Genomic DNA, 26,307 nt, shown 5'->3' on the forward strand with positions numbered 1-26,307 from the left:
TTGGATCGCGACGTACAGCAGAGTGAGTTCTGTGCTGGCTCAGAGCCAGTGAGAGCCATGCGAGGTGCTACGTGAGGATGAGTGAGCCTATGATCGGCGAGCCGGAGGCGGTTCCGGAGTCGTTACGCGAACGCGACCAGTGGGTGTGCTGGCGGGAAGAGAACCGAGACGGTAAACCGACGAAGATTCCGGTGACGCCGGGGGCTGGGGGGTTCGCGTCAGCAACAGCGTCGGAGACCTGGGCGAGTTTCGAGGCAGCACTCGACTACACCGAGACGGAGCACGCCGATGGTGTCGGGTTCGTGTTTACCGACGACGATCCCATCGTCGGCATCGACCTGGACGACTGCCGTGATCCTGAAACCGGCGACGTCGACGACGACGCACAGGACATCATCGCACGACTCGACTCCTATACGGAGGTATCGCCGTCCGGCACCGGCTATCACGTCCTGATCACCGGCACACTCCCCGACGGGCGGAACCGGCGCGGGAGCGTCGAACTGTACGACACGGCACGTTTTTTCACCGTTACTGGCGACCACGTCGGCCGGACACCCACTCGCGTTGCACGCCGGCAGGACGCGCTCACAGCGATTCACCGTGAGTACGTTCAGGACACCGAGCGTGACACGGCCCCCGAGTCCAAGCAGTATGAGGGCGCTGACGACGAGTCACCGACGACCGGTGCAGCCGCCGTTGACGTCGACCTCGAAGACGGGGACCTCCTCGAGAAAGCGCGAAACGCATCGAACGGCGAGAAGTTCGAGCGGCTCTGGAACGGGAATACGGTCGGCTACGACAGTCAGTCCGAGGCCGACATGGCGCTGTGTTGTTTGCTGGCGTTCTGGACTGGCGGCGACCAGACGCAGATGGATCACCTGTTCCGCCAGTCAGGATTGCTTCGGGAGAAGTGGGACGAGGTCCACTACGCTGATGGGTCGACGTACGGGGAGAAAACCATCGAGCGAGCGATTGCGACTACTTCCGAGTTCTACGACCCGGACGCCGGCGACGACGCCGCAGATTCCCACGACGCACCTGGCGGGGTCACTGCTGGCGGTACTCCTGACGACGCAGACCGGAGTCGTGCGTATCTGGCGGAGAAAAACCGACTGTTGAGCGAGCGCGTCGACGAACTCGAGGCAACACTCGAACAGAAGACGGAGCGGATCGAGGCTCTTGAAGCAAAGGTCGAGCGGCTCACCGACGAACTCGCAACCCGTGACCGGGAGACTGCACAGTCTCACGAGGAAGACTCCGGTACTGCGAGAGAGACCGATGACGATTCAGAATCACCCTCTATGTTGAGTCGATTCTTCGGTGGCCAGTCCGAGTAGTAGCGCCGCGTCACCTTCATCCGAGAAGTCCTCCCTCGAGCCTTCTAATTCCGTGAGCTGAGAAGATTAACCAACAGGCTCGCTATATCACGCTGCTTGTTGGTTAACTACGCTGAGTCTCGCCGTGAAATGGGGGCTACCGCAGGATATTGTGGTTCAGGAAACTATTCCTCGAAGTAAGAACTATATCCTCTGGTCTACAAGCCCACGTATGTCCGAGTCAGACGCCGCCGATGGGCCGCCCCCCTTCGAGGATGCGTTCGCCAGCGACGACGTCGAACAACGCATCTACGGTACCATCCTACAGACCCGCGAGCCGACGACGGCGAGCGCGATCGCCGACAGCGCCGACTGTGACCCCAAGACCGCCCGGAAGTATTTGAGCTGGTTCGACGATCTCGGCATCGTTACCCGGTACGACGGACATCCAGCCACCTACGAACGGAATGACGCGTATTTCGAGTGGCGACGCATCAACCAGCTCGCAGCCGACCATTCCGTCGAGGACCTGCAGGAGCGCGTTCGTGAACTCACGACGCGCATCACCGAGTACGAAGACACGTACGACGCCGCGTCACCGGCTGCTATCGATGCCGTCGCTGCCGCGGAAGCCAGCGACGAGCGGACCATCGACGACGTGTACAGCGACCTCGCCGACTGGGCGACCGCCCGCGAGGAGCGTGACCGCTACGAACGCGCCCGCCAGCAACGTACGGGTGGCGAGCGCGAACAGGCGTCCGGGTAGCCCGCCTGATGGCGCCACCGACAGGCGATGGCGGGAGCCCTGCCCCCATCGATCGTCCCATCCTCGAGTTCCTTCAGACACGGCTCCAAGCCACCGGACAAGTCTCCCACGCGGCCATCACGGATGCAAGCGGCCATCTCGAGCTTCAGGTCGTCTTTGCATCGTCATACTACCCAGCGTCCATCGACGACGCAACCCTGACTGTCCGCTGGTACACGAACGACGACTTCACAATCCACTATCGAGAGGTCCATTCGGAGCACACCTGTGACTGCCGATGGGATCGGCATCCGAACCCCCACAATACGCGCGATCACTTCCATCCCCCGCCCACCGCCCCGACGCCCGGTGACGATGACTCCTGGCCGACCGATCATCGTGATGTCCTGCGACTCGTCCTCGACGAGATTGAAGACCGGATCGCAGTACTGTGGAGCGAATAAGCGACTGCCCCCGCAGTGGCGTTTATCGCGCCGACCAAGGGTGACGGCGCTCAGCCCGATGGGCATCACCACGAGAGTCGTCGTGGTGTCCAGCCTGGAGTCAGCTGAGTGCAGTCACAGGTGAATCCATGTCTACCTTCAGTAACTCCGAGACAGCGAGTGCATCGCCGTCAGAAAACCACACGAGCCCACCCCGAGAGACCGAGGACACAGAGCCACAGACATCCTGGCCAGACGATACGAGCAGCGAGGATGGAACACCAACGCTCAGGATGGACCAATGTCCGGAGTGTGGGAACCGTCGCTTCGTCTCAAAACTCCTCGTGTACGAGATCACAGGCTACGACGAGGGCGGCGAGCAAGAGTTCCGCCGCCAGCACGTCCGGGCAGAGTTCGAATACACCTGCAGCGAGTGCCAGACGACACTCCGGACGCTTCCCGCAGATCGCCGCGATTACTACGACGAAGTCGCGGTCCTCGAAACAGAACGGCGGGCAGCCCTCCGTGATCAACTCCGCCAGCTGGGGCAGCGGTGCTGGCGGCGTCTCGCAGCGCGAACGACGTGGCTGGCACTCGGACTCGTAATACTCGTGACCGGCCTCGTGATCGCACTCTAACAGTCCGAAAGAAGAGAGCCTCCCCGCTATCGACTCTTGCAATCCGCCGAAATACGCAGTGTGCCATCGACGGTGGAGAGCTAGCCCATCAGCAGCAGGAGAGGAACGGGTTCGGCGTACGTGCCCGGGAAGAGCAGGGCGCAAACGGCCGGGCGAGCTGGCCGCACGTGATCGTCGTTCGCGCCCGCAAAGGGGCGAGGCGCGCTCGAAGCGCGTCCAGTGAGAGCTTCCATGACTGGACCTGATATCCTCGACGATACGACAGACGACTACGAACGACTCGAAACCGAACTCGTTGCCCAGGACCGGGATGCGGCCCGGGTCTCGACGGCGGACGTCGACGAGCGGAGTGCCCGCCGTCTCGTGGGTGATCTCATTGAAGACGATGTGGTGACGCCGGTCCCCGACCAGCGGGTCCTCGTTCACGGGCCGAGTGGCGAGGCCTTCGACTCGATCACCCAGCTCGCCGTGTTCCATCGCGGATGGAGAGCCGCCAGAGACGCGGAGGACAACTGATGCAACAGACGCTTTCCGGGTGTGCGTTCTGCGAGACGCTGCCAGGGTCAGAAATGGGCGAGGCGCATACGTGGGGGCAGGACGAACGGGTCACCCACCCAATCTGTGTCGACTGTGCCGTCCAAGAACAGCCGGATCCCGAGGAGCACGATCACTACGCCTGCGACGGGTGTGGGCTCGTCGTTGACACGCTCGCAGCGCTCACCCGGTTCCGTGTGGAACTGGGGCACCTCGAAGGCCCGTTGCAACTGTGCGAGCACTGTAGTCCAGGGGGGCTCGCAACGTACTGGACGCGTGATCTCGAGGAGCATCTCGTGGCCGAGTGACGCTCGACCGAGTGACGCTCACATCGTACACACGAAAACGGCTAAGTGCGTTGGCTCACAATGTACACATTATGAGCACCGATAAGAAGCGCGTGCAGTTCCGGGCCCCCGATCGGCTCATCGACCGGGCCGACGCACTGGCCGCAGTCCTCGGGGAAGACCGGACCGACGTTCTCGTGACTGCACTTCGGGAGTACCTCCAAGACGCCGCTCACGACGACGCACTCACCCAAGAGATCGCCGCCGCCTATTACGACGATGAGATCACCTTCGAGCAACTCAAAGCGCTCGTCGGCGCCGAGGAGGCGGCAAACCTCCGCGTGTTGAAACAGCAGTTGGACGAGGACTTCATCGACGAGGTCGCCGACGCTTAGATGTCGCGGCTTATCGCAGACGCCTCCGCCCTCGTGAGTCTCGCCATCGTTACTGACGACGATCCCGATCCACTCGCACTCTGTCTCTCCCGGTACGAGGTCGTCGTCCCAACGGCGGTCATCGATGAACTCCGAGAGATTGCCTCGTACGATGACGTCCATGGACACGCCGCGTCCGCCGTCCTCGACCAAACGGAGTCATTCACGACACAGTCGGTCGAACTCGATGCCGAGTTTCCCCTCGATGACGGTGAAAACGCGGCGGTCACGCTCGCGAACGATCTCGATGCTGCGCTCTTCCTCTGTGACGAGTTCAACCAACTTGGCTTGATCCACGCCTCACTCGCTGATACCCGACTCGTCACGACACCGACGCTACTCTCGGTTCTCGTTCGAACTGAACACCTATCAGCTGCCGATGCGCGGGTGCTCCTCGATGCGATCAGTGACGCCCGTAGCTGGGGCGCGAACAGTTACGTGCAGCGAGCTCGCTCATTGCTCAAGGAGCCCTGACACCGTGGAGGATCCTTCGAAGTGAACAGAAATGCCCGATAACGACGCTCTCTACGACGTTTGTGAACGAACGAAGAATCCCGAGCACGCATCAGTTGATGACGTGGTCGAACTCGTACTCGAGCGCGCACAGCATCCCCGGACGGAGCACCGGGATGCACATCTCGACGAGATGATGGCTACTGTTGTCGATAGGTACGGGACCGGCCCCGTCCGAACTGTTATCCATCGCGTTCTCGTCGACCACCACCCCTTTCGGACTGCCACGCATGACCTCGAGATGCGTAACGTCGACGGTGTTCGTATCGGGACAGCAGCCGGCCAGTTCCTTACAGAATTGAACGCGCAGCACGACGATTGAAATACAGTTTCTGAAAGCCCTCGGCCGCTCGGCATCCCGCGACCACCGCTGCGCTCCTCGTGCCTGTGGTGCTTGCGGGGTCGGGGGACGACCGAGACGGCCTCGCCCTTTCTGAGTCCGCCAGGACGGTAGCTGGATCGCCGAGTGTCGCGGCCGGCTAGACAGGTGTGTCCGTTATGGCCCGCCCCGCTCGCCGCGTTCCGCCCTCCGCGTCGCTCGCGACCGACCATTCCGGGCATGCGGGCGCTCTCCGCACCGCCCGCGCCCGTTCCGGGCTAAAATGGATGTGCCCTCGGCGCCAGCGGGTATCCCCGTCGGTTGCGCCCCTTGCGGGCTTTCGCGTTCCAGCGCTTGGTGCCGCCTGCGCTGTCGCGCGCCACACCGCGGCGCGCGTTCTCGGCGACAGTCGCCCTGGACACGGACCCGCACATCGGGCCGGACACGAGCGGGCATATCCCGCTGGCCGCTCGCTCCGGGCGGGTCGGCGCGCGGTGCTGGATGGTCGTCCGCCTCGGGCGCGCTCTCGCTCGCGCCCAGGAGGGCGCTCGCGAAGGCGCGAGCGAGAGCGCGCAGACGAGTCTGTCGGTTGTTGTCGTCGAGGAAATCCGCGATGTTGTAGCATCGCGGTGTCGGGCGCGTGAGCGCCTTCAGGAACCGGTGAGTTCCAATGTCAAGTAAGAACGTCTCCAGTGAAGTAGTTTCGGTCGATGAACAGGCTTTCGAGAAACACGATGACGTCGAGGTCGACGAGGACGGATTCGAGGTCGTCGACGAGACCCCGGAGTTCCGGGCGACGGTCGACATGGAAGTGCAGGCGAAGGTCGATTCCAACCATCCGGACGCGCGGGTCGAGGAAGGCCCGGATCACCTGTACGGGAAGACCCTCGAACAGGAAGAGCGCATCAAGGCCCGGGAAGCCGAGCTGGAGCACATCAGTGCCCAGGCGGAACTCAGTCAGCAGGAGGGACGCGCGAAGCGGACGCGGGAGGTCGTCGTCGAGCAGTGTGGCCGGGACGAGCCCGAACCGGTGGAGCGCACGGATCCCCGAGAGAAGCTGACGCAGGAGGAACTCGCGGCGGTGAACAAGCAGGCGATGCGGATCAGCGACGAGGTGAACGGTGGCTGGTCGAGAGCGGTCGTCGCGAAGCAGCTGGCCGAGAAGGTGCAGCGCGGAGAGGACGTGACCAAGGCGGTGCTGGAGACGCTGGACGAACTGAAGGCGGTACCGGGTGCAATCGTGCCCATCGCGGATGTGCCGGACGTGCCGGTTGGGGAGGTGACGGTCGAAGGTGAGATCACCGAGCTCTGGACTCCCTCGGCGTCGAACATCCAACAAGTCGGGCTGATCGAGGACGAGAGCGGGCGTACGAAGTTCACGGTCTGGGAGAAGAGTGGGAAAACGGTAGTTCGAGAAGGGCAGACGGTCAGATTCCGCGCTGTCAAGAAGAACTGGTATCAAGGTCGGTGCAGTCTCGCGATCACGGGCTGGAGTCGGATCGAATTCCCAGAGCGCGGCCGCTGGTGGGAATAGCCGGGGCGACGCGCCCTTTTTTGCTGGTGTGTAGCGGTCACCGCCACCTCCCACCACCTCCACGGTCCGGGCTGCTCACGGCGCTGCGCGCCGTTGCGCGGCCGGGCTTTCGCCACAGCACGAAACCGTGTCATCGCCGTGCTGCTGGGTGTTTATATGCCCCGTGATGGGTGAGGGGCGCTCCGAGAGGCGCGAGCTGTGTGATCCCCCTCGTGAGTATCATGGCAACCAGAGAGATCTACGAAACGACGTTCGACGAAGACGTCCAGACCGACGCGGAGTCGAATCAGTGTCCCGAGTGCGACGGCCGGGTCACCACCAATGCGATTGAAACCGTCTGCGAGGACTGTGGCCTTGTCATCGACGAGCAGCGGATCGACCACGGGCCAGAGTGGCGAACGTTCGACGAAGACGAGCGTGAACGGACTGGCGCTCCGTTGACCGCCGCCCGCCACGACCGGGGGCTATCGACCGAAATCGGCCGTGGGACCGATGGGAACGGGAACGCACTCTCCGGCCAGAAGCGACGCCGGCTTTCCCGGCTACGGCGTGAACAGACGCGAGGACGGTTTCAGTCGAAAGCCGAGCGCAACCTCGCACACGGGCTCGGTGAAGTTCGCCGGATCGTGAGCGCGCTCGATCTGTCCGAGACGATCCGTGACCAGGCGTGTCGGCTCTTCCGGAGCGCCCAGAACGAGGACCTCCTGCAGGGTCGGTCGATCGAGGCGATGGCCGCCGCGAGCGTCTACGGCGCGTGTCGGTGTAACGGGCGACCACGAACGCTCGACGACATCACCGATTCATCGCGCGTCGAGCAATCGCGGGTGACGAACGCATACACGACGCTGAATACGGAACTTGGCTTGCCAGCCCAGCCCGTGACGCCCAGTACGTTCGTTCCGCGGTTGGCGTCAGAACTCGATGTCTCCGATCAGATACGGCAGCGGGCTCGGCAGCTGGCGGAAGCATCCGAATCAACCGGGGCAACCACGGGAGTTCGGCCGTCCGGATTCGCCGCAGCCTGCCTGTACAAGGCCGGGCGCGAACAGGGGCGGTGGCTCACCCAGTCGGACGTCGCTGAAGTTGCGAACGTCTCGCCGGTCACCGTGCGGACCCACCGCGACACACTGGACGAACTGGCTGTGTAACGCCCACGCTGTTGGTTTTCGGTTGTATGCCTGTAGTCTAATTGATGTGAGAGCCATTGTTTAAACCTGAAGACGAAGCATGATACGGCCAGACCACTCTATGACCGACCAGTACGCCGACTACGAAGCCCTCCGACCGCTCGGCGAAGCGACCCACGTTCCCGACAACCAGCTCACCAGTGGTGGCAAGCCCCGGCGACAGCGATCTGGGAGCGTCGACGCAGGCTATCCAGACGACCCGACAGCGGCTGCAACCGAGTGTGAGTCCTGTGGGGCGTCGATCCCCGCCAGCCAGTCGAAGTGCCGATTCTGTCTCACGAATCATCTCGATGTCGCCGACGACCAGGACACATCGGACGGCAGCAGGTCACTCCTCCACGTCGTCCAGATGCTCGTCGAGGCGTCGACGTTCTACGGCGCCGTCGCGAAGGGATCAGCTGCGGCCTCTCTCCTTGAGAAAGCAGATGCTGACCCAGCGATCGACGACTGCCAGCTGATCTACGACCTCAACGAGGAACCAGCAGCGCAGCTTGCCGACCAGTGGCCCTCGCTCCCCCCGGCAGTACGGATCTCATCGTCGTGTGGCGAACAGTTGCTCGCGGCTGCTCGTGAGCGGACGGCGTGGACAGAGACAACGCAGTCCCGTCACGACAGCGAGCATGCGACGTTCCTCTACGATGAAACCGGAAGTTGGGTTCGCGCCGGAGATCGTCTTGCAAGCTTACGTGCGGACGCAGACGATGACGTCTGGCTGGTGCCAGCGATTGCGCTCCAGGAATCCGTTGACCAGACCGATACCGAACCGCCACGACGCGAGCGCCCGAACAAAGAGTCCCTCGAGTGTCGGGAGTGCGGTCGGGAGACTGAGCATCGATTCCGCGAATTCGAGGCTGTACCCGATGACGAGTGGACCGGGCAGCCCATGTGGGAGTGTCAGCGGTGTGGGACACCTCGCTATGGGCCCGAACCCGAAGCCGGTCAGTAGAGACCGTGTTAGGTTAACCAACGGATCCTGATGTCGATTCGTTCTGTTGGTTAACTAGAGGCCAGTTCGTGATCACCCTCGGACTGCCCTGCTGACAGCCCGCCGGCGTTTTTTCGCGCCGCAAATTGGCGGAGGCGCACACATGGACCCACGAGACACCCCCGGCTATCGACTCCACCGCGCGCTCAGCAGCCTCACCAGTATCGACGTCGACCAATTGGAGCCCGCTGATCGAGAGCGAATTAGCACCGCGACGACGCTCCTCGAGCAGGTGGGTTTTCTCACCCAACCGAATACGACGAGGGACTGTGACGTCCACGGAGAATCCTGACAGCTCGACGCCTCGGCAGCGCAACGCCCTGTGGCCGTCACAGCGTGAGCAGTTGTTCGCCCCCTGAAGGGGTGCGGGGGCGCGAGACCGCTCCCGAGAACAACCCATGGCAACACTCCAAGCCGCAACGACATCGACCGGCGCGCTCGTAACAGACCCACAGGCCGTCCGCCAGCTCTGTGAGAACCACTGCTTCGGGACGCTCAACTGGGAGGTGGACGACGACGGCGAACTAATCATCTGGGGCTACGACAGCTTCGAAGTGTACGAGGCTCGTGAGAACGGGCTTCCTGACTACGACGGTGGCATCGTCACCCACGAGTTCCTCCGGTCGCTCGCGGAGTATCTCGAACCGAACGAAGAATTCGACATCCAGACAGCCGGATTTACCAAGTGCAGATTTCCCGTGCTGGCGAAACGGTACGTCGTCCGCGACGGTGAGGTGCTGTACGCGGACCTCAGTTCCCCCGACCCGATCGACGAGTAGCGTTGTTCGTCCCCCGGGACGGGTGCGGGGCGATCTAGTCGCGGTCGCCCCGTGAGGTGATTGCTCGATGGGACACCGCGCACTCGTTGCGTACGAACGCACAGACGGACAGTACACGCTCCACTACAGCCATTGGGGTGCAGCGAACCTGAAGCTCAAGCACCGAATTTCGGCTGAATCGCCGTTCGGTGGCGACGACACCGACTCCAAGTGGGCGAAACAGCTGCTGGCTGAACTGGCCGATGGCCTTGAGGCAGATGCGGTCGACGGCTACCTCGCCGGCGAGGATCGGCCGTCGACGGTCGTCGAACCGAAGCCCCGCGCCACCGGGCTCACTCTCGACGAGATCGTCGCTGACCACCTCGACTACCTCCATCACGAGGCGTTCTTCGTGGTGTCGACGACGTTCGAGGTGACCGCCTATCGGACGCTGTGGTTCGGCCTGCAGTACGATTCGGAGACAGTCGAACAGGGAGAGACGGTCGGGAACGGCGCGCTCGCGACGGTGCGTTGGTACGACTGCGAGCCGGTCGGCGACGGCCACCTACAGGGACAGTTCGCGGCCCTCAAAGATGTCGTTGGCGACATGCTCGACAAAGGCGTCTTCACGCCGTCGACGGCGAGACAGTACCTGAAGCGGAAGCTCGCTGAGCGGGTCGGAGACCGACAGGAGCTCCTCATTCCGACTGGTGAATCTCCCTTCGAGACAGCGAGTCTCAGTGAGCCGTAACGCCCATTCCTTAGTGGATACCGGCTAACACACAAGTATGTCAAATCAGCCTGAAGACGGTCTTCGTGTCTGGCTTGTCGAACGAACGTACTCCGATGACGAACAGAACCTGATCATCCTCACCTACGCGACGCCCGATGGAGAACAGTACTATCGGAAGGAACGCGCACTCACGTCCTTCACCGACGTCCGAGACACGACAGCAGCAGTCGATGCTGAACCCGGCAATCTTGGCATGGTCGATGACCCCGACCTCCAGGAGCAATACGCGGCCGAAGCACAGCGAATGCAGGAAGTTCACGACCCTGACGACGTAATCTGAGGTCTACTGGTCGACAACGCTGCAGGCCATGGGTTATGTCGTAGCAGGCCTTAGACGGGGTATGCGCGAACTCGTCTTCGCTCTCGAATACGAGCCCGGCTGCAACAGGGTGGCGGACGCCCTCGCCGACCACCCCGACGCTCGCGTTCGCTCGCTCTCGCTGCACGCCACTGCCGAGCGTCTCTGGCGGGTCGACCATGCCACCGGTACGCCTGAGGCGCTCAACGCCATCGAGGACGCCTTTCTCAACGGCGACTACTACGCTGACTGTCTCGCCACCGAGGACTGCAACGCCACACAGACCACCCGCGTCCTCGACCGCACGGACGACGCGCTCATCCTCTACTCAGATTGGGAGCGCACTCCGACCTGCGCCTCAGTTCCCCACATCGCTCGCGACCACCTCGGCGACGGCGTGCTGTTCGAGACTCGTCACGAGGGCCGCCACTACACGTGGCGACTCATCCACTCCGGTGAGGGCGACGTGGCGGCGTTCTTCGACGCTCTCAAAGTCGCCGTCGGGGAGTGCGCCCAGATGGAGATGCTCCGCACAGCGGACACAACATCAGCTAGGGGAAGCGACGGGACACCGAGCGGCCTCCCACCAGCCCAGGAGGCCGCGCTTCAGGCCGCGGTCGAACACGGCTATTACGAGTCGCCCCGCGAGGTCGACGTCGGCGAGCTCGCCGTGCATCTCGACGTGCCACGGTCAACACTCACCTACCGACTCCGGCGGGCGGAAGAACATTTAGCGAAGCAATATGTCGCCGGCGAGCGGGTAGCTGAAGAACGGCTGGCATCGCACTGAGGGCCGCAGTTGGAATATTCCAACAAAGACATATCGAACTCCCACTCCTACCGTGAGGTAATGACAGAGAATCCGGACGCAGCAGGAGAAACGAGCGGCGGCGGACAGCGACGTGAGCTGTCCGCCCGCCTCGCCGTTCCCGAGATGGACTGTCCCTCTTGCGCCCAAAAGGTGGACAAGAGCCTCCAGCGTGTCGACGGCATTACTGACGCCACGCTCCAGCCGACCACCGGCACGGCCAACGTCACGTACGACCCTGATCGGACTAGCGAAGCCGACGTAATCAAGGCGATTGAAGGCGCCGGCTACGAGGTCGTCGGGGGCTCGGACGCTGAGGGCGATGATGAGGACAACCAGGCGACCGACGGCGTCGACATCGCGCCACCATCGGAGGTCTGGACGAGTCCTCGCGCGAAGAAGACGTGGCTCGGCGCGGCGTTCGTCACGCTCGGCCTCCTCTTCGAATTCCTCCTCACCGGACAGAACGTCACGGTGGCGAGCGTCCTCGAGTACCCGCTCCACATCGCAGATGTCCTGTTCCTCGGCGCCGTCGCCGCCAGCGGCATCCCCGTCGTCCGTAGCGGGTACTACTCCGCGAAGAACCGAAGCCTCGACATCGACCTGCTGATGGGGACGGCGATCATCGCGGCGACCGGTATCGGCTACTTCGTCGAGGCCGCCACGCTGGCCGTCCTATTCAGCATCGCCGAGCTGCTCGAGGACTACGCGATGGACAGGGCACGGGACTCCCTGCGCGAGCTGATGGAACTCTCGCCCGACGAGGCGACTGTCCTTCGCGATGGTGAGGAAGTGACCGTTCCCGCCGAGGAGGTCGACGTTGGCGAGACCGTCGTCGTCCGCCCCGGCGACAAGATTCCGCTCGACGGAACGGTCATCGACGGCGAGAGTGCAGTCGACCAGTCGCCGATCACGGGCGAGAGCGTCCCCGTCGACAAAGCTGCCGGCGACGAGGTCTACGCCGGCGCGATCAACGAAGAGGGGTACCTCGAAGTCGAAGTCACGTCGACGGCGGGCGACTCGACGCTCTCGCGCATCATTGAAATGGTGCAGGGCGCACAGGCGAAGAAGACCGAGTCTGAGCAGTTCGTCGACCGCTTCTCCGGCTACTACACACCCCTCGTCGTCGTGCTGGCAATCCTGACCGCCGCTATCCCGCCGCTGGTCATCGCCGACCCCATCTCGGTGGACGTGGCCGGGTACGGGTTCACTTTCGCCGGCGACTGGCAGACCTGGTTCATCCGCGGGCTCACCCTGCTGGTAATCGCCTGCCCCTGTGCGTTCGTCATCTCCACACCCGTCTCGGTGGTGTCGGGCATCACCAGCGCCGCGAAGAACGGCGTCCTGATCAAGGGCGGCAACTACCTCGAAGCGATGGGCGAAGTCGATGCCGTCGCGCTCGACAAGACGGGGACGCTCACGAAGGGCGAACTCGCCGTCACCGATGTCGTCCCGGTCGGCGACACTACTGAGGATGATCTGCTCCGTCGCGCCGCCGGACTGGAGCGTCGCAGTGAGCACCCCATCGCTGCGGCGATTCTCGCCCGCGCTGAGGAGGCGGGCGTGGGCGACCTGCCCGACCCGAGTGGCTTCGAGAGCCTCACCGGAAAGGGCATCCGCGGGGAGATCGACGGCGAGACGTACTATGCGGGCAAGCCCGCGCTCTTCGAGGAGCTGGGCTTCGATCTCTCTCGGGCACGCCGCGAGACAGACGGCGGCGTCGTGGCGGAAGAAGCGGCCGAGGCCGACGACGGGACGTTCGCCGAGGACGCGCTCACCTCACTGGAACGGGAGGGCAAGACGGTCGTTATCGTCGGGACGGAGTCGGAACTGCTGGGTGCGATCGCCATCGCCGACGAGGTTCGCCCGGCCTCGAAGCGGGCCGTCGAACGCCTGCACGAGCTGGGCGTCAAGCGCGTGGTGATGCTGACCGGCGACAACGAGGGCACCGCCCGCGCCATCGCCGAGCAGGTCGGTGTCGATGAGTATCGCGCCGAACTCCTACCCGACGAGAAGGTCGACGCGGTCGAAGAGTTACAGGCGGAGTACGGGGAGGTCGCGATGGTCGGCGACGGCATCAACGACGCCCCCGCGCTCGCCACTGCGGAGGTCGGCATCGCGATGGGCGCGGCGGGCACCGACACCGCCCTCGAAACGGCTGATATTGCGTTGATGGGCGACGACATCGGGAAACTCCCGTACTTGTACGATCTGTCGCATACGGCCAACGGCGTGATCCGGCAGAACATCTGGGCCAGCCTCGGCGTGAAGCTCCTGCTCGCGCTAGGCGTGCCGCTGGGCCTGGTCAGCGTTGCGCTGGCAGTCGTTGTCGGAGATATGGGGATGAGCCTCGGCGTCACCGGGAACGCGATGCGGTTGTCCCGGATTGAGCCCGATCGAATCATCGACGCCTGACTCTGCGGCGGGAAGTGCGGGCAGGACGCTCTTCTTTCGGGACTTACCTCCGCTACATCGAGACAAGTTGTGGTTTGTCTGGGGCAGAAAGGACTGAGCCCCACCGTGGGCTCGTGATTTGATGCCCGAGAATCCAGACGACGATCCATTCCACGATTGCGAGTTAGGTCCTGACGCAGTCCTCGGGACGCGCACCTTCCACGATGTCCTGTTCACCGACGACACGGAGACGCCGATGAACGTGCTAACTGGTGAGACGCCCGCCCATTCGCAGGCGATCGTCGAGGAGGCAAAGGAGTTCGCTGCGAGTATTGACACCGACACGCCACAGATCGCACTTCCGGCGTCAGTCGAAACGCAAATCGAGACGCAGAGTAAGCCCTACACGTCGGCTGCGTTCTTCCACTTCAAGGCGACGGGCTCGCTCAAGCGTCACCGCGCCTACCACGCCGCATATGACTCGGATGCGTTCACCGTCGACTTCGAAGCTGACTACGAGTCCGGAAACCTGACCATCACAGTCGATCGAACGAACGAGTCCTAAGAACCGACCGCTAGATCGGGTTTTTCGGGCGCCGGCGATGGGTGCCGGCGCAGCAGGAGCGAGCGAGCAATCACTCCCGGTGCGTCGGCGTTTCGAGGTGTTCGAGATGCACATGGTAATTTACGCTCTGGTAGAAGAATCGACCCACGACGACGCACTGGCCACCGGAAAGTCGGTGTTCGACCGCCTGGTCGGCGCGGACCCACACGCCGGCGCCGTCTTCGACTACTATGTGACCTTCGACGAGGAGGACACGTCCGTTGCGGGGAAGGCGCGATGGGGTGAGTTGCCGACTGGAGCCCCCATCGACTCCGATGACGGCCAAGACCTGCTTGAGCGTGGCTGGGAGGCGACGAAAGAGGAGTTCGAGCGCAACCTCGACCGGGTGAGGGAAGCACTTGACGAACTCTCCGACGAGGAGATCATGCGCGACGAAGATCTCGCTCGGCACGCCTTCCACCAAGTCGGCGCCTACGACGGGCCAACGATCTTCCTGTACAACGAATATGCGAACGGTATCCGTCACCGTGAGCAGCTGGATCGAGTGCTGGAAGAGAGCGAGGAGCTCTGGATCGTGCCCGCCGACGTCCACTTCTAACAGATGTCCCGGATCACAAATTGGAAGCGCGAGAGCCGCACGCCCACACTCGCATACCGGAATACCGAGACCGGAGCTCGGGCTGTCTTACACCGAGCGCCGGACTCCTACCGGTACAAATGGCGTGGCGCAATCCTTGTCGACGGCTACCCAGTGTGGTCGCGGGGGTACGAGACGAAGGACGCGAAATCGTTCCGTGACGAGCTCCGTGACCAGCCAGCGCCCGAGCTGAGTTGTCCCGAGTGTTCGAACAGCGATGTAGCAATCGGTGGGAAAACGGCTGACGGCGCGAAGGTTCAGCGCTGGTTCGAATGTCGGAACTGTGGGTACGAAGCATCCTCGCGAATCGTGTACGGCGCCGAGCGCTGATTGATGGGAACGTTTCTGCGGTGACGTTTATTTTGAGCCGGAATGGGTGGCCCGTCTCAATCGGGCCAGATCCACAGATGAGTCTGGAAGTCATCGACCGTCACAGCGAAGCACTGTTCGAGTTCCTCTGGTGTCCCGTCTGCGGGCACGAGGTATTCAGTCACATTCCGTTCGAAGGTGTGTTCTGCAAGAACTGCAACACACAGGTCGAACTCCAAGAATCCCGAGAGACACGCGGCTACGAGGAGGCCGTCCTCGCCTGCTTCGACACCCACTCAACGTGGAACCTCCACGTCGACGAAAAGCTCCGTCGCGACCTACCCGATGGGTCGGCACGGGTGAAAATCCTCGGCGCACCAGGTGCCTACAAGGTCGACTGGTGGAGTCCAGCACCCGGCGATGACTGGCAGCCGGTCGAGCGAGGCCAGTTCGACGATGTCGACGAACCAGCCGATGTCTCCCATCTCGCGTAGGAGAAAGCAGTTCCTGTGGCTGTTTTTCGCCCCCTGAGGGGTGCGGGGGTGCTCGAACGAGTAGCTCCCGAACAGACCGATGAGTAGACCTAGCGACACACACTCGATTGAACAGACACGCCCAGCGAGCGACTGCGACATCGCCTACGTCGGGTATCGGCAGAGCGGGCAGGCTATCGTCGAGAAACGTCCCGGCCAAGAACGGCTCACACCAGAGCGGAGTCTCGCGCTGGTGAACCACAGTCCCTCGGGATTCGAATGGGGATACGGTGGTAGTGGTCCGGCACAACTCGCGCTCGCACTCCTCCTCGACTACACGGATGACGAAGCGTTCGCTCTCGACCACTACCAGGCATTCAAAACCGAGGTCGTGAGCCAGCTGGACTGCGCTGGGTCTGCTGGACGCTGGCGACTCACCGGGCCCGAGATCGACGCAATCCTTCACGAAACACCCGGCAAGCCGGCCGCACCGTCCATCTAAATACCAATCACCGAAAGAAAATCCATGTCAAAACATACCCAACCATCTCGTGCGGATAGCGAATCGGCCGAAACCAGTGAACAGACGACACGAACGGAGTACGTCGAACGAAGTGACGTCGGCGTCTCCCTCACCGTGAAGCTCAAGCGTGGAACCGGTACCAGAGATCAGGACGAGGTAATCGCGAAAGCGAAAGGCAAGACCCTCGAAGACGCTCGCGAGGACATGGAAACCCTCAGAGAATACATCCACGATCTCGCAGAGGACGCTCGCCAAATCCAACCCGAGGAAGAAGACGGGTAACGGCGAGGGCTGTTTTTTGTCGCCTCAGCAGTGACGGAGGCGATCATCAGTGAGCAATCCAGACGGTCAAACAACAGACGCAAGCGAGCTTTCGCCAGAACAACGGCTCGAGCCATCGAATACGCGACTCATCAACGCTGGTATCGTGACGATCAACGATATGGAGACGCTGCGAGCCTGCGTCGCCTACGAGAACGCGAATCAGCAACGGGTCCAAATCCTCCGCCGGCTTGAACAGCGGGCCAGCGAAATCCGCGCACAAGACGATTGACCCAACGCCCGGAGGTGTCTGTCGGAGCCTCGGTGGGTGGAGGCTCAATCCAGATGAGCGACCGACCAGAGATAGAGATTCAACGACAGACCGCATTCGGTGACGATGGCCAACTCGAAGTAACCGAAACAAGCGTCGAGACCGCGCTTGAGGACTTCGGCGCTGACGTGGATCATCGTGACCGGGATTCGCGTCTTGACCAGCCCGAGGCGTGTGAGTTCGGCGTCGACGATCGACCCGAAGTTGAGCAAACATCCGAGGGAGATCAGTCAACACTCTTCGCTGATACGGACGAGGATCAGCAGACCCTCACTGGCGACGATGCAGCCGCTCGCTGTCTCTTCGAAGAATAGACTTGCCTCTATCGATTGGTTGTCTGATGAATTGTTATAGTCTGAACTATAATAGTCTGAATTCTAATTTTGAAGCGAGGCTGAGGGGCTAATAGCCGGTGGTGGTTTTTCGACCCCCAGCAGGGGCGCGGGGAATCCGAACGCCCGCATGCAACCGATGGAGATGAATTCGACTACCGACCCACGAGCAGTCGTACAGTATGCGAGTGAGCGATGGCAGGCGAGTGCAGACTGCGTTGAGTACGTCGGAATGCGTGTCGATGGAACGCCAGTGGTCCTGAACCTCACCGCACACGAACGCCTCTCCCCAAATCGAAGTCTCGGTCTCGTGCGGCATAGCCCGGCGGGATTCGACTGGGGCTATACGGGAAGCGGACCGGCACAGCTCGCCTGTGCACTCCTCCTCGATTACACCGACAACGAAACCGTCGCCCAGCAACACTACATCCAGTTCCGCAACGACGTGGTCAGTCAGCTGGTGTGTGATGGCCCGGCCGACTGCTGGCATCTCACCGGGGAGGATATCGAGGCGGCACTCGCCGAATTTGAAGAGTACCGAGCACTCACGCCAGATGGTGGGACGCCGTCATCGTCACTGCCGACGAATTGGAGTGCGGTGAGCCGGACAGATCGGACAGTCTTCCAACGCCGGGATATCGACCACTACGTCGTCCTCGCCGAAGGGAGCGAGGAGTGGTTGATCATACTATGCGCGCAGGGGGACCGGGCGTATCCCGCCCCACTCGACCATCGAACGCTTCCGGTCGAAAATGATCCTGCTTCAGCCGTTCAGGAACTCGTCGCTGAGAGTAATGACCTCGTCGAGCCAGAGGAGGACACCTGATGGAGAAATTCCGACTCTCGCGGGCCACATACCAACTCATCGAACGCGCCGTCACGGCGCTGGAGTGCATCGGCCGAGAACTCGAGCGATACAACGACCGGCACGAGCGAACAGCTGGGAAAGATACAGACGAGACAAATCCCAGCGAATCATGACTGACGAAGCGACACTCGACGATTTCGAGACCGAGAATTCGGCCGGTGAATCCCGCTCGCTCATGCTGGAAGAGCGACTCCTCTCACCAATCTCCCGGTCCATCGGTCTGCGGGTGATTGCCGGGCGCGGCGATCCGCTCTATCTCCAAAATCGGGGAACAGAACGGTATCTCTTCCGCGACGATCATGACCGGTGGTTCATCCTTCAACCCTCGGCGAAGGACTCAGAGGACGGGTTCGTCCGGTGTGTGTATCTCCCAGCAGACCGGCCCGAACGGCTAGCGCAGTCGGCGCTTCGTCGACGGACAGTGATCGGCTATGACTACGTTCAGCGGTCGGCCGCACCAGATCCAGTCAGGTCGACGGTGACGGCAATGTTCGTCACAGAACGCTGGCCCGAGACCGCCTACGAATGTGGGTCGTGTGAGGCGCTGTTCGACACGACACGAGAGCACGCCCTCCACTGCTGGGACGCCCATCCGTGGGTACCGAATCCGGAGCAGGTGCGCCGACGGCGTCAGCCTGACGAGTGAGTTCGGGAGTCGAAGCCAGGTATCGGGACCGTTTAGATGGTTAACCAACAAGGCTGGATTTCTGGGTAGGATGTTGGTTAGGGGTTGTTTTTTGCGCCCGTGAGAGGGGCGCAGGGCGCGTGATGAGAGCGCCGTCGCGGGTGACGAATTCGATTTCGAGGTGACTGCAATGAAAGACCCAGAATCCAGAACCGTGTTTGCTGGCGTCGACGGACGAACCGATACAGAACTACCTGACTGGTACCGCCGGAAGAATACGGTCGACGAACCGAAGTCCTTCGCCGAGACGATTCGTGACCTTCCGCAGGCCGTCGAGACGACAGTCGCATACCGGAATCCCTACTCCGACGAGTGGGTCGAAACGGATCGCTTCAACGCCCTGGTCGAGCCGACGAGAGCGCGCGACCACGCGACAGACGATGAGCCCGACGCAGACCCACTATTTCACGTTCCCACGGACAGTTACGCGATTATCAATCCGGTCGACGTGTACAGGCCCTTGGAGGAGGTCCTTCGCGAGGAGACCATCGATGGGACGCCGCTGGGCGAGGTGATGTTCGGCGAGATCCGGCGCTACCGGGGCGGCGGCGAGGTCCACATGGACATCATGTTCGACGGCCTCGAGGTGCGCCTCCCCGGTCGCTCGGACCCGATCACGATGGGCGTGACCTCCGGCTACGACTTCTTCGGCGAGCACGCCGTCTACGTGGAGGGCTTCGCTCAGGACGGCTACTGTTCGAACACGATGCGCTCGCTCACCGACAAGGAGGTCATCAAGCACGTCGGCGACGTACGGAACTTCCGAACCTGGTGGGAGGAGATCCTTGCACAGGTCGAACTCGTCGCCGACGACCTCTTCGAATTCATCCGTGACGCCCAGGACATCGACCTCGACTTCTCCGAGCTCCCGTTCACCGTCACCGAGTTTTACAGCCTGCTAGGATTCCCGGACTATCTCGCAGAGCGTGCTGCCGAAGATGCCGAGGCGAACGCAGCGTCGCCGTTCGAGATCGATATGTGGACACTGCACTCCGGCGCGACATACGCGCTCACCCACTTCTTCCAAGGCAAGGAGGGTGCGTCGCTGGACGGCTACGTTCGCACGGCCAACGACATCCTGTTCAACCCGGAGGGCACCATCGAGCGCGTCGAGCGAGCCTACGAGGAGCAGCTGGAAGCAGACGGAGACGACGGGTCCCAGGCGTCGCTCGCCGGCGAGCGGGCACTCGCGAGCATCGAGCGCGTCAACGATGATCTGCAGGAGAAGGTCGACCAGTTCGAGGAACGTGAGGACGCGCTCCGTGAGAGATTCCAGGATGCGATGGGTTGATTGTCGGAGCGGCGTTCACTGAAACGATCCTCAAATAGTAGTTTACGTGAGCTGTTCCGGTTCCTCGTTATATTCGACTACTAATTCGACATCCTCAGGACCGAGTTCATCGCGTTCCGCTTCCAGCGTCTCAAGAGCGTCTTTGACAGGGAAGAAATCCGGCTTCTCGAGTGCATCTTCTGTCGCCCAGGCGTATCGAATCGTTCGCTCGGAATCGATAAGGAACACGGCACGCTGCGGGACGCGCTCGTGGTTCTCCCATTCGTCATAACAGACATCATACAACTCGGCAACCCGCCCGGAGCTATCACTAAGTAACGGGAAATTGAGGCCGTATTCCTCGGCGAATGCTCGGTGGGCGTAGACGCTGTCACCAGAAATTGCCCAGACATCGAGCGCCGGCGTCAACTGAAACCACTCTGCATCGCGAATCGCACACAGTTCGTTTGTACAAACAGGACTGAAATCAAACGGGTAAAAAACTAGCAACGCAGCCCGATTATTGGCAGTTGTCTCATCCAAGCTGTACTCGGTTTGTTCTCCGTCACGGAGACCTGGAAGAGTAAATGACGGTGCAGACGCTCCCTCGTTTATCATGCGCCACAGTAGCACACGAAGAAAGGATAGTCTTGGGGTTAACACCCCCACCTGAATGGAGGAGCTTCAGATGTGGGATGTAATTCACTGGAGTCCGTACGTCAGGAGTTCGCCGTCGCCCACTCAAGAAGCGGTTCTAATCTCGAACGAATCTCATCCCCCTCGTCAGTTAGCGCGTATTCGACGCGTGGCGGAATTTCGTTGTACTGCGTCCGTGAAACGAGGCCCGCCTCCTCAAATTCGTCGAGGCGTTTCGAGATCGTGGACGTACTCGCAGTCGGGAGGTGCTCCTCGATCTCCGCGAACCGCAGTGCATCGTGTGCGCCGATGATGCTGACGAGTTGCATCGCGTATTTCCGGCTCAACGTGTTGATCACTCCTGTGAGCGGGCAGTAGCACGTCCCGTCGACCTCGCACGCGGGCGCCGATGAAGTAGTATCTGCCATAGCTTCGTGGCCTCCAACCTACTCTATAGCTTTGGACTCTGGAGTATAATAACTTCCCGTCGTAAAGTATAGACACAAATGACCCACACGTCCGACTATGATCTCGTGATCCTCGGCGGCGGAGCCGCTGCCTTCGCCGCCATCACCGAAGCGAGCCGGAGAGATCTCTCGACGGCGATAGTGAACGCGGGACTACCAATCGGCGGGACCTGCGTGAACGTCGGCTGTGTCCCGAGCAAGCATCTGCTCGCCGTCGCCGAGAGCGGCGCTGCAGCGTCGGAGAATCCTTTCGATGCCGTCACATATCCCGAGGCACCGACCATCGACTGGGCCGATGCACTCGATGGGACCGACGAACTCGTCGAGCGGTTCCGGCAGCAGAACTACGTCGACGTCGCCGAGCACTTCGAGACCGACATCTACGAGGGCTACGGCCAGCTGGTCGACAGCGAGGGACGCAGTCCCTCGGGCAACCGGAACGCGACGCGTTCCGGTGACGACACGACCATCGAGGTCGTCGACGGTCCCGACAAAGGGACCCGAACCACCGGCGAGAAGGCTCTCGTCGCGACGGGGAGTTCGCCCTGGGCACCGCCCATCGACGGCCTCGAGGAGGTCGAGTACTACACCAGTGAGACGATCCTCGAAGAACGCGACCTTCCCGAGAGTATCGTGATGCTCGGCGGTGGGTACATTGCCCTCGAATGGGGTCAGATTCTTCACCGCGTCGGCGTCGACGTGACGATCCTCCAGCGCTCCGAGCGCGTCCTCTCGGATATGGAAGGCCAACTCGCTCAGGAGCTCCAGCGGGCCCTCCACGAGGAGGGTATCGACATCGTGACCGGCAACGACTTCAAACGAGTTCGGACCGCAGCGACCGACGGCAGCTCCCAGCCGAGCCAGCAGGACGTCACGGTGGAGACCGTCGTCGATGGCGAGGAGCGAGCGGTCACCGCCGAGGCGCTGTTCGTCGCAACTGGAGTCCAGCCCAATAGCGAAAATATCGGTCTAGAGAGGGTGGGCGTCGAGACGGAGCCTGACGGGGCGATCCGCGTCGACGAGTACTTCCAGACCACAAATCCCGACATCTACGCGGCGGGCGACGTAATCGGCGAGCCCGAACTGGAGACGGTCGCCGCCAAGGAGGGCAACCACGCCGTCAAGAACGCCTTCGGCAGCGCGGAGCTACGCTCCGTGGGCCGTTCGAGCGGGCAGAGCCCGCGAGAAGACTACGAAGGTGTCACCATCGACTACGACACCGTCCCGGCGGTCGTCTTCACCAGCCCCGAGGTCGCAGCCGTCGGGACGACAGAGCGCGAGTATATGAACAAACACGGCATCTGTTCCTGCCGGACAGTTCAGATGGAGGACGTACCGCGGGCGAAAGCCGTCAGCAACACGGATGGGCTCGTCCAGGTCGTCAAACACCACGAGACCGACGAGATCGTCGGCGTCCACATAGTCGGGCCTCGTGCCGCAGACATGATCATGGAAGCGACGTTGGCGGTGAAGTTCGGCCTGACCGTCGACGACATCATCGATACGGTTCACCCCTTCCCGACGTTCTCCGAGGCGTTCAAACACGCCTGTCAGGCCTTCCGCCGGGATACGTCCAAGATGAGCTGCTGTATCGAGTGAGCCTTAGTCGTCGGTCGAGAATACGTCGTCAAGTGTGCCGCTCTCGCCCAACTCAATGAGGGCACGGTTCAGGAGTTCGCGAACGATGAACTCCTCGTAGTGCTGGGTGTCGCAGTACTCACAGGGCTTCATTTCGCGGGCGACCGCCTCGATCTCAGTACCGTGTTTCGTATACAGCGTCTCAATGAGGGATGCCAACTCCTCGGACGTGGTGGACTGCGCCCCCGCAAGGGTTTCGTCTGCTTCTTCCGGGAGCTCATAGGAGAAGACCCGCGTGTTCGACTTGTAGAACTTCCGCGTTCCGCCGCCAGCTTCCTCGAGCCGGGCGATCTCGACCATTCCCGCATCCTTCAGGACGTTCACGTGGTGGCGCACCGTCGTCTCGGCCTTCTCCTCACCGCGACGATGCAGTTCGTCGTGAATCTCTTCGATCGTCATTTCTTCGGCAGCGAGCATATCGAGGATCTTCGCCCGGACGTCGTTCTCCAACGCTTTCGCTTTCTCCGGGTCTGTCGTCACGACTTCGCGGATCGGCACGTCGGATTCGAGGAGCGCCATTCTTGTGAGGACATAGGAGAACGACGATAGTAAGAGTAACGCCACACACTCGACAGCAGTCTTAGTTATTCGATACCGCTATAATCCTAGTCGTAATGGTTATCCACTTCGCTGGGTAACTAGCGACCACGATGGGAACGACACAGGAACAATTCAACGTCGGGGGGATGTCCTGCTCGTTCTGTGCCGAGAGCATCAAGAAGGCCTACAGCCGGACCGACGGCGTCGAGGACGTCGACGTGAGTCTCGCCCACGAGGAGGTCCTCGTTCAGTACGACGACAACATCCTGAGTGAAGTCGAAGTGAAGGACACGCTCCGGGATCTCGGTTATACCATCCGCGACCCGGACAAAGCGAAGCGATACGAGCAACAGCAGGCCGAACTCGCCGACGGCAAGCACCGTCTCCTGCTCGCCGGCGGCGCATCCATCGTCGTTGCCGCGCTGATGGGCTGGATGATCGTCGTGATGGGACGCTTCGAGTCGGCATCTCTCGTAATGGATCTGGTGACGCTGGGGCTGGCGCTCGGGACGATGTTCGGGCCTGGCCGCTACATCAAAAAGAAAGCCTTCCAGAGCCTCCGCCGGGGGATCTTCAACCAGCACGTCCTCCTGGAGGCAGGCGCGTTCGCAGGGTTACTTGGTGGGTTGCTCGGTCTGTTCGTCTTCCCGAGCTTCCCGACCGTCCACTTCTTCGCCGTCTCCGTGTTCATCACCACCTACCACATTCTCTCGGAGTACACCAGCCTCATCGTCCGTACACGGGCTTCCCAAGCCGTCCAAGGCCTTCTCGACCTCCAGCCCGACACGGCACGCCGAGTCACCGACGACGGTGATGTCGAGGAAGTCCCAGTCGACGACCTCGACGTTGGCCATCGCGTCCGCGTCAAGCCCGGCGAGAACATCCCCGTCGACGGCACCGTCGCCGAGGGTGAATCGACAGTCGACGAGTCGGTCGCTACCGGCGAGTCCATCCCCGAGGAGAAGTCCGAAGGCGACGCGGTGATCGGCGGCAGCGTCAACGAGACCGGGACGCTGCTCATCGAGGTAACTGCAACTGGCGAGGACGCGTTCCTGAACCAGGTGGCACGCGAGATTGAGGAGGCGCGGGCGATGAAACCCGGCATCATTCAGCTCGCCGACCGCGTCCTCAAGTACTTCGTCCCAGGCGTCTTGACGATTGCTACGCTCTCGTTCCTCTTCTGGGTGGTCGCACCGCTCGCGTGGGGGGCAGCCCCCAACGTCCAGCACGGGGCGTTCGCAGCGCTGGCGGTCCTCGTTCTCGGCTATCCGTGTGCGCTCGGGATGGCGACACCGCTCGCCCTCATCCGGGGCGGCGGAAAGGCCGCCGACCGTGGCATCCTGATGCGGTCGGGCGACGCCTTCCAGATCTTCCCCGACGTCGACCACATCGTGTTGGACAAGACTGGCACGATCACCGTCGGCGAACCCGCCGTCAGCGAGGTCGTCGGGTTCGGTGCCGACGAGGTGGATGTACTCACGACTGCGGCCAGTGCAGAGGCCTTCTCCGAGCATCCTCTCGCTGATGCGATCCTCGAGTTCGCTGACGAGCAAGATGTCGAGTACGCTGACCCCGATGATTTCGACTCTGTGACCGGCAAGGGCGTCCGGGCAACCGTGGCCAGCGACGACGTGCTGGTCGGGAAACCGGGATGGCTTAGCGGCGAGGGAATCGACCTGTCGAAGGGGAGCCACGACATTGAGCGACTCCAGGGCCGCGGGCTCACCGTCTCTGGGGTCGTCCGTGGTGGTGACCTAGTCGGCCTGATCGGCATCGGCGACGAAATCAAAGCCGACGCCGCCGAGACCATCCGGCGGATGCGCGACGCCGGCATCACGCCCGTGATGATCACTGGAGACAACGAGCGCACCGCAAACGCGGTTGCCGACGAGGTCGGCATCGACCGCGTCATGGCCGACGTGTTGCCCGACGAGAAACGCGAGGAGATCGGTCGCCTGCAGGAAGCCGGCCACCGCGTTGCGATGGTCGGCGACGGCATCAACGACGCCCCCGCACTCACGCAGGCCGATATCGGGATCGCCATCGGCGCCGGGACCGACATCGCCATCGAGTCAGCGGATATCGTCCTGATGGGCGAACGGCTCGGTGGCGTGATGGACGCCTACGAAATCGGCACGGAGAGCTACCGGAAGACTCGCCAGAATCTCGTGACGGCCTTCGCGTTCAACGGCGTCGGCGTCGCCGCCGCGACCACGGGACTTGTTCACCCGGTGTTCGCGATGCTTGCGATGGTGTTGTCCGTCTCGGCCGTTCTCGCCAACAGCTTCGCTGGCCAGCTCCTCTCCGGTGAGGGTGTCAACACCGAATTCGCTCTAAAAGAACGCACCGACGGCGAGCGGGAAGACGGTCGAGTGACGGCCGATTAAGCCTTTACGTCGTAGCCAGCCTGTTCGATTGCCGCGTTCACGTCGCCGTCTGCGACTCCATCCTCGAGAACCACGTCGACCGTGTCAGCTTCGTGGTCGGCCTCGACTCGACTCACACCGTCGAGGTTTCGCAGGGCGGTCTCCACGTTCTGTTCGCACCCGTTGCACGACATCCCGGTGACGGAGATCGTCTTTCGCTCCATACGGGGCTGTAAACACTCGCGGGGGATGACCATTACGGTAACTGTTGTATCAGTTTTATCTCTATTAGAGATGGGGCGTCATCGTCCGGAGAGCTGTTTGTGTCGGCCCCAAAGGGGTGGAGGCTCTTCGAGATGGGGTCCACTGACGACCAAGAGAGTAACGAATTCCCGCCAGAGAAGCGGCTTGAAGCAT

Annotated in this window: 36 protein-coding genes; 32 read left to right on the plus strand and 4 right to left on the minus strand. The window is 62.1% G+C overall.

Annotated features, from left to right (window positions below; genetic code table 11):
- The first annotated feature begins 77 nt into the window (after nt 1–77).
- The 30 genes from BM167_RS18635 to BM167_RS16560 all read left to right on the plus strand — a co-directional run bounded on the left by BM167_RS18635 (nt 78) and on the right by BM167_RS16560 (nt 20,264).
- Nucleotides 78–1,340, plus strand: a complete 1,263-nt coding sequence (locus tag BM167_RS18635) for a phage NrS-1 polymerase family protein (protein WP_177213399.1) — start codon at nt 78–80, stop codon at nt 1,338–1,340.
- Between the two features lie 211 nt (nt 1,341–1,551).
- Complete coding sequence (locus tag BM167_RS16420; RefSeq protein WP_092893811.1) at nt 1,552–2,085, plus strand: DUF7342 family protein; 534 nt, start codon at nt 1,552–1,554, stop codon at nt 2,083–2,085.
- Between the two features lie 8 nt (nt 2,086–2,093).
- Nucleotides 2,094–2,528, plus strand: coding sequence for a toxin-antitoxin system TumE family protein (locus BM167_RS18985; protein ID WP_092893812.1), 435 nt, complete (start codon nt 2,094–2,096; stop codon nt 2,526–2,528).
- 128 nt (nt 2,529–2,656) lie between these two features.
- Nucleotides 2,657–3,145, plus strand: coding sequence for a hypothetical protein (locus tag BM167_RS16430; protein WP_143095535.1), 489 nt, complete (start codon nt 2,657–2,659; stop codon nt 3,143–3,145).
- 231 nt (nt 3,146–3,376) lie between these two features.
- Nucleotides 3,377–3,661, plus strand: a complete 285-nt coding sequence (locus tag BM167_RS16435; RefSeq protein ID WP_092893813.1) for a DUF8069 family protein — start codon at nt 3,377–3,379, stop codon at nt 3,659–3,661.
- Nucleotides 3,661–3,987: a DUF7558 family protein gene (locus tag BM167_RS16440; protein WP_092893814.1), complete on the plus strand. Its 327-nt coding sequence runs from the start codon at nt 3,661–3,663 to the stop codon at nt 3,985–3,987. The genes BM167_RS16435 and BM167_RS16440 overlap by 1 nt, the downstream gene beginning before the upstream one ends.
- A gap of 71 nt (nt 3,988–4,058) precedes the next feature.
- Nucleotides 4,059–4,361, plus strand: coding sequence for a hypothetical protein (locus BM167_RS16445; protein ID WP_092893815.1), 303 nt, complete (start codon nt 4,059–4,061; stop codon nt 4,359–4,361).
- Nucleotides 4,362–4,874, plus strand: a complete 513-nt coding sequence (locus tag BM167_RS16450; protein WP_092893816.1) for a PIN domain-containing protein — start codon at nt 4,362–4,364, stop codon at nt 4,872–4,874.
- A gap of 31 nt (nt 4,875–4,905) precedes the next feature.
- Nucleotides 4,906–5,235: a DUF8158 family protein gene (locus BM167_RS16455; protein WP_092893817.1), complete on the plus strand. Its 330-nt coding sequence runs from the start codon at nt 4,906–4,908 to the stop codon at nt 5,233–5,235.
- A 667-nt stretch (nt 5,236–5,902) separates the two neighbouring features.
- Nucleotides 5,903–6,766, plus strand: coding sequence for a DNA-binding protein (locus BM167_RS16465; RefSeq protein ID WP_092893818.1), 864 nt, complete (start codon nt 5,903–5,905; stop codon nt 6,764–6,766).
- A 221-nt stretch (nt 6,767–6,987) separates the two neighbouring features.
- Nucleotides 6,988–7,914, plus strand: a complete 927-nt coding sequence (locus BM167_RS16470) for a transcription initiation factor IIB (protein ID WP_092893845.1) — start codon at nt 6,988–6,990, stop codon at nt 7,912–7,914.
- A gap of 100 nt (nt 7,915–8,014) precedes the next feature.
- Nucleotides 8,015–8,899, plus strand: a complete 885-nt coding sequence (locus tag BM167_RS16475; RefSeq protein ID WP_092893846.1) for a biosurfactant protein 1 — start codon at nt 8,015–8,017, stop codon at nt 8,897–8,899.
- A gap of 142 nt (nt 8,900–9,041) precedes the next feature.
- Nucleotides 9,042–9,230: a DUF8012 family protein gene (locus BM167_RS18835; RefSeq protein WP_092893819.1), complete on the plus strand. Its 189-nt coding sequence runs from the start codon at nt 9,042–9,044 to the stop codon at nt 9,228–9,230.
- A gap of 106 nt (nt 9,231–9,336) precedes the next feature.
- Nucleotides 9,337–9,717, plus strand: a complete 381-nt coding sequence (locus BM167_RS16485) for a hypothetical protein (protein ID WP_092893820.1) — start codon at nt 9,337–9,339, stop codon at nt 9,715–9,717.
- A gap of 67 nt (nt 9,718–9,784) precedes the next feature.
- On the plus strand, nt 9,785–10,447 hold the full coding sequence (locus BM167_RS16490) for a DUF6735 family protein (protein WP_092893821.1): 663 nt from the start codon (nt 9,785–9,787) through the stop codon (nt 10,445–10,447).
- A gap of 37 nt (nt 10,448–10,484) precedes the next feature.
- Nucleotides 10,485–10,769 (plus strand): DUF7967 family protein, encoded by a 285-nt coding sequence (locus tag BM167_RS16495; RefSeq protein ID WP_092893822.1) that lies wholly within the window; start codon nt 10,485–10,487, stop codon nt 10,767–10,769.
- Between the two features lie 61 nt (nt 10,770–10,830).
- Complete coding sequence (locus BM167_RS16500; protein ID WP_092893823.1) at nt 10,831–11,577, plus strand: helix-turn-helix domain-containing protein; 747 nt, start codon at nt 10,831–10,833, stop codon at nt 11,575–11,577.
- A 60-nt stretch (nt 11,578–11,637) separates the two neighbouring features.
- Complete coding sequence (locus BM167_RS16505; protein ID WP_177213400.1) at nt 11,638–14,010, plus strand: heavy metal translocating P-type ATPase; 2,373 nt, start codon at nt 11,638–11,640, stop codon at nt 14,008–14,010.
- A 121-nt stretch (nt 14,011–14,131) separates the two neighbouring features.
- A complete protein-coding gene (locus BM167_RS16510) occupies nt 14,132–14,554 on the plus strand; it encodes a DUF8025 family protein (protein WP_092893824.1) in 423 nt (140 codons plus the stop codon).
- A gap of 106 nt (nt 14,555–14,660) precedes the next feature.
- On the plus strand, nt 14,661–15,152 hold the full coding sequence (locus BM167_RS16515; RefSeq protein ID WP_092893848.1) for a DUF7995 family protein: 492 nt from the start codon (nt 14,661–14,663) through the stop codon (nt 15,150–15,152).
- Between the two features lie 3 nt (nt 15,153–15,155).
- A complete protein-coding gene (locus BM167_RS16520) occupies nt 15,156–15,521 on the plus strand; it encodes a DUF7568 family protein (protein WP_092893825.1) in 366 nt (121 codons plus the stop codon).
- A gap of 77 nt (nt 15,522–15,598) precedes the next feature.
- Nucleotides 15,599–15,994 carry a DUF7567 family protein gene (locus BM167_RS16525; protein WP_092893826.1) on the plus strand — a complete coding sequence of 132 codons (396 nt, stop codon included), beginning with the start codon at nt 15,599–15,601 and terminating at the stop codon, nt 15,992–15,994.
- Between the two features lie 79 nt (nt 15,995–16,073).
- Complete coding sequence (locus BM167_RS18840) at nt 16,074–16,475, plus strand: DUF6166 domain-containing protein (RefSeq protein ID WP_092893827.1); 402 nt, start codon at nt 16,074–16,076, stop codon at nt 16,473–16,475.
- 24 nt (nt 16,476–16,499) lie between these two features.
- The gene (locus BM167_RS16535; protein WP_092893828.1) at nt 16,500–16,778 is read left to right on the plus strand and encodes a DUF7389 domain-containing protein; all 279 of its coding nucleotides are present in this window, start codon (nt 16,500–16,502) and stop codon (nt 16,776–16,778) included.
- A 49-nt stretch (nt 16,779–16,827) separates the two neighbouring features.
- A complete protein-coding gene (locus tag BM167_RS16540) occupies nt 16,828–17,049 on the plus strand; it encodes a DUF8129 domain-containing protein (protein ID WP_092893829.1) in 222 nt (73 codons plus the stop codon).
- 53 nt (nt 17,050–17,102) lie between these two features.
- Nucleotides 17,103–17,402, plus strand: coding sequence for a hypothetical protein (locus BM167_RS16545; RefSeq protein ID WP_092893830.1), 300 nt, complete (start codon nt 17,103–17,105; stop codon nt 17,400–17,402).
- A gap of 157 nt (nt 17,403–17,559) precedes the next feature.
- Entirely contained in the window at nt 17,560–18,246 is a 687-nt protein-coding gene (locus BM167_RS16550; protein WP_092893849.1) for a DUF6166 domain-containing protein, read from the plus strand.
- On the plus strand, nt 18,246–18,401 hold the full coding sequence (locus tag BM167_RS18640; protein ID WP_177213401.1) for a hypothetical protein: 156 nt from the start codon (nt 18,246–18,248) through the stop codon (nt 18,399–18,401). The genes BM167_RS16550 and BM167_RS18640 overlap by 1 nt, the downstream gene beginning before the upstream one ends.
- Nucleotides 18,398–18,934, plus strand: a complete 537-nt coding sequence (locus BM167_RS16555) for a hypothetical protein (protein WP_092893831.1) — start codon at nt 18,398–18,400, stop codon at nt 18,932–18,934. Before BM167_RS18640 ends, BM167_RS16555 begins: the two co-directional genes overlap by 4 nt.
- Before the next feature lie 169 nt (nt 18,935–19,103).
- The gene (locus BM167_RS16560) at nt 19,104–20,264 is read left to right on the plus strand and encodes a hypothetical protein (RefSeq protein WP_092893832.1); all 1,161 of its coding nucleotides are present in this window, start codon (nt 19,104–19,106) and stop codon (nt 20,262–20,264) included.
- Nucleotides 20,265–20,306: 42 nt separating this feature from the next.
- Here the strand turns inward: BM167_RS16560 and BM167_RS16565 are convergent, their stop codons facing one another.
- Both BM167_RS16565 and BM167_RS16570 read right to left on the minus strand, forming a co-directional pair.
- Nucleotides 20,307–20,861 carry a peroxiredoxin gene (locus tag BM167_RS16565; protein WP_092893833.1) on the minus strand — a complete coding sequence of 185 codons (555 nt, stop codon included), beginning with the start codon at nt 20,859–20,861 and terminating at the stop codon, nt 20,307–20,309.
- A gap of 101 nt (nt 20,862–20,962) precedes the next feature.
- A complete protein-coding gene (locus BM167_RS16570; RefSeq protein WP_092893834.1) occupies nt 20,963–21,307 on the minus strand; it encodes a winged helix-turn-helix transcriptional regulator in 345 nt (114 codons plus the stop codon).
- A 78-nt stretch (nt 21,308–21,385) separates the two neighbouring features.
- Between BM167_RS16570 and merA the strand changes: the two genes are divergently transcribed.
- Nucleotides 21,386–22,945 (plus strand): mercury(II) reductase, encoded by a 1,560-nt coding sequence (merA, locus tag BM167_RS16575; RefSeq protein ID WP_092893835.1) that lies wholly within the window; start codon nt 21,386–21,388, stop codon nt 22,943–22,945.
- Nucleotides 22,946–22,948: 3 nt separating this feature from the next.
- Here merA and BM167_RS16580 read toward each other — a convergent pair whose 3' ends face one another.
- On the minus strand, nt 22,949–23,503 hold the full coding sequence (locus BM167_RS16580) for an ArsR/SmtB family transcription factor (protein WP_092893836.1): 555 nt from the start codon (nt 23,501–23,503) through the stop codon (nt 22,949–22,951).
- Nucleotides 23,504–23,634: 131 nt separating this feature from the next.
- On the opposite strand from BM167_RS16580, the gene BM167_RS16585 reads away from it, so the two are divergent.
- Nucleotides 23,635–25,911 carry a heavy metal translocating P-type ATPase gene (locus BM167_RS16585; RefSeq protein WP_092893837.1) on the plus strand — a complete coding sequence of 759 codons (2,277 nt, stop codon included), beginning with the start codon at nt 23,635–23,637 and terminating at the stop codon, nt 25,909–25,911.
- On the opposite strand, the gene BM167_RS16590 is transcribed toward BM167_RS16585, so the two are convergent.
- On the minus strand, nt 25,908–26,114 hold the full coding sequence (locus BM167_RS16590) for a heavy-metal-associated domain-containing protein (RefSeq protein ID WP_092893838.1): 207 nt from the start codon (nt 26,112–26,114) through the stop codon (nt 25,908–25,910). The two genes, BM167_RS16585 and BM167_RS16590, sit on opposite strands and share 4 nt — an antisense overlap.
- Nucleotides 26,115–26,307: the final 193 nt, after the last annotated feature.

Origin of the sequence: Halopelagius inordinatus, from assembly GCF_900113245.1 — an archaeon.
In the GTDB taxonomy this organism is placed as follows: Archaea; Halobacteriota; Halobacteria; order Halobacteriales; family Haloferacaceae; genus Halopelagius; species Halopelagius inordinatus.

Bases quoted from the DNA above. Each gene is read 5' to 3' on its own strand.
- BM167_RS18840 (WP_092893827.1), top strand. From the start codon at position 16,074: ATGAGTAGACCTAGCGACACACACTCGATTGAACAGACACGCCCAGCG.
- BM167_RS16455 (WP_092893817.1), top strand. From the start codon at position 4,906: ATGCCCGATAACGACGCTCTCTACGACGTTTGTGAACGAACGAAGAAT.
- BM167_RS16500 (WP_092893823.1), top strand. From the start codon at position 10,831: ATGCGCGAACTCGTCTTCGCTCTCGAATACGAGCCCGGCTGCAACAGG.
- BM167_RS16515 (WP_092893848.1), top strand. From the start codon at position 14,661: ATGCACATGGTAATTTACGCTCTGGTAGAAGAATCGACCCACGACGAC.
- BM167_RS16570 (WP_092893834.1), bottom strand. From the start codon at position 21,307: ATGGCAGATACTACTTCATCGGCGCCCGCGTGCGAGGTCGACGGGACG.
- BM167_RS16435 (WP_092893813.1), top strand. From the start codon at position 3,377: ATGACTGGACCTGATATCCTCGACGATACGACAGACGACTACGAACGA.
- BM167_RS16450 (WP_092893816.1), top strand. From the start codon at position 4,362: ATGTCGCGGCTTATCGCAGACGCCTCCGCCCTCGTGAGTCTCGCCATC.
- BM167_RS16445 (WP_092893815.1), top strand. From the start codon at position 4,059: ATGAGCACCGATAAGAAGCGCGTGCAGTTCCGGGCCCCCGATCGGCTC.
- BM167_RS16555 (WP_092893831.1), top strand. From the start codon at position 18,398: ATGACTGACGAAGCGACACTCGACGATTTCGAGACCGAGAATTCGGCC.
- BM167_RS16475 (WP_092893846.1), top strand. From the start codon at position 8,015: ATGACCGACCAGTACGCCGACTACGAAGCCCTCCGACCGCTCGGCGAA.
- BM167_RS18635 (WP_177213399.1), top strand. From the start codon at position 78: ATGAGTGAGCCTATGATCGGCGAGCCGGAGGCGGTTCCGGAGTCGTTA.
- BM167_RS16580 (WP_092893836.1), bottom strand. From the start codon at position 23,503: ATGGCGCTCCTCGAATCCGACGTGCCGATCCGCGAAGTCGTGACGACA.
- BM167_RS18985 (WP_092893812.1), top strand. From the start codon at position 2,094: ATGGCGCCACCGACAGGCGATGGCGGGAGCCCTGCCCCCATCGATCGT.
- BM167_RS16495 (WP_092893822.1), top strand. From the start codon at position 10,485: ATGTCAAATCAGCCTGAAGACGGTCTTCGTGTCTGGCTTGTCGAACGA.
- BM167_RS16560 (WP_092893832.1), top strand. From the start codon at position 19,104: ATGAAAGACCCAGAATCCAGAACCGTGTTTGCTGGCGTCGACGGACGA.
- BM167_RS16590 (WP_092893838.1), bottom strand. From the start codon at position 26,114: ATGGAGCGAAAGACGATCTCCGTCACCGGGATGTCGTGCAACGGGTGC.
- BM167_RS16520 (WP_092893825.1), top strand. From the start codon at position 15,156: ATGTCCCGGATCACAAATTGGAAGCGCGAGAGCCGCACGCCCACACTC.
- BM167_RS16525 (WP_092893826.1), top strand. From the start codon at position 15,599: ATGAGTCTGGAAGTCATCGACCGTCACAGCGAAGCACTGTTCGAGTTC.
- BM167_RS16585 (WP_092893837.1), top strand. From the start codon at position 23,635: ATGGGAACGACACAGGAACAATTCAACGTCGGGGGGATGTCCTGCTCG.
- BM167_RS16510 (WP_092893824.1), top strand. From the start codon at position 14,132: ATGCCCGAGAATCCAGACGACGATCCATTCCACGATTGCGAGTTAGGT.
- merA (WP_092893835.1), top strand. From the start codon at position 21,386: ATGACCCACACGTCCGACTATGATCTCGTGATCCTCGGCGGCGGAGCC.
- BM167_RS16420 (WP_092893811.1), top strand. From the start codon at position 1,552: ATGTCCGAGTCAGACGCCGCCGATGGGCCGCCCCCCTTCGAGGATGCG.
- BM167_RS16470 (WP_092893845.1), top strand. From the start codon at position 6,988: ATGGCAACCAGAGAGATCTACGAAACGACGTTCGACGAAGACGTCCAG.
- BM167_RS16565 (WP_092893833.1), bottom strand. From the start codon at position 20,861: ATGATAAACGAGGGAGCGTCTGCACCGTCATTTACTCTTCCAGGTCTC.
- BM167_RS16505 (WP_177213400.1), top strand. From the start codon at position 11,638: ATGACAGAGAATCCGGACGCAGCAGGAGAAACGAGCGGCGGCGGACAG.
- BM167_RS18835 (WP_092893819.1), top strand. From the start codon at position 9,042: ATGGACCCACGAGACACCCCCGGCTATCGACTCCACCGCGCGCTCAGC.
- BM167_RS16430 (WP_143095535.1), top strand. From the start codon at position 2,657: ATGTCTACCTTCAGTAACTCCGAGACAGCGAGTGCATCGCCGTCAGAA.
- BM167_RS16440 (WP_092893814.1), top strand. From the start codon at position 3,661: ATGCAACAGACGCTTTCCGGGTGTGCGTTCTGCGAGACGCTGCCAGGG.
- BM167_RS16550 (WP_092893849.1), top strand. From the start codon at position 17,560: ATGGAGATGAATTCGACTACCGACCCACGAGCAGTCGTACAGTATGCG.
- BM167_RS16535 (WP_092893828.1), top strand. From the start codon at position 16,500: ATGTCAAAACATACCCAACCATCTCGTGCGGATAGCGAATCGGCCGAA.
- BM167_RS16485 (WP_092893820.1), top strand. From the start codon at position 9,337: ATGGCAACACTCCAAGCCGCAACGACATCGACCGGCGCGCTCGTAACA.
- BM167_RS16465 (WP_092893818.1), top strand. From the start codon at position 5,903: ATGTCAAGTAAGAACGTCTCCAGTGAAGTAGTTTCGGTCGATGAACAG.
- BM167_RS18640 (WP_177213401.1), top strand. From the start codon at position 18,246: ATGGAGAAATTCCGACTCTCGCGGGCCACATACCAACTCATCGAACGC.
- BM167_RS16490 (WP_092893821.1), top strand. From the start codon at position 9,785: ATGGGACACCGCGCACTCGTTGCGTACGAACGCACAGACGGACAGTAC.
- BM167_RS16545 (WP_092893830.1), top strand. From the start codon at position 17,103: ATGAGCGACCGACCAGAGATAGAGATTCAACGACAGACCGCATTCGGT.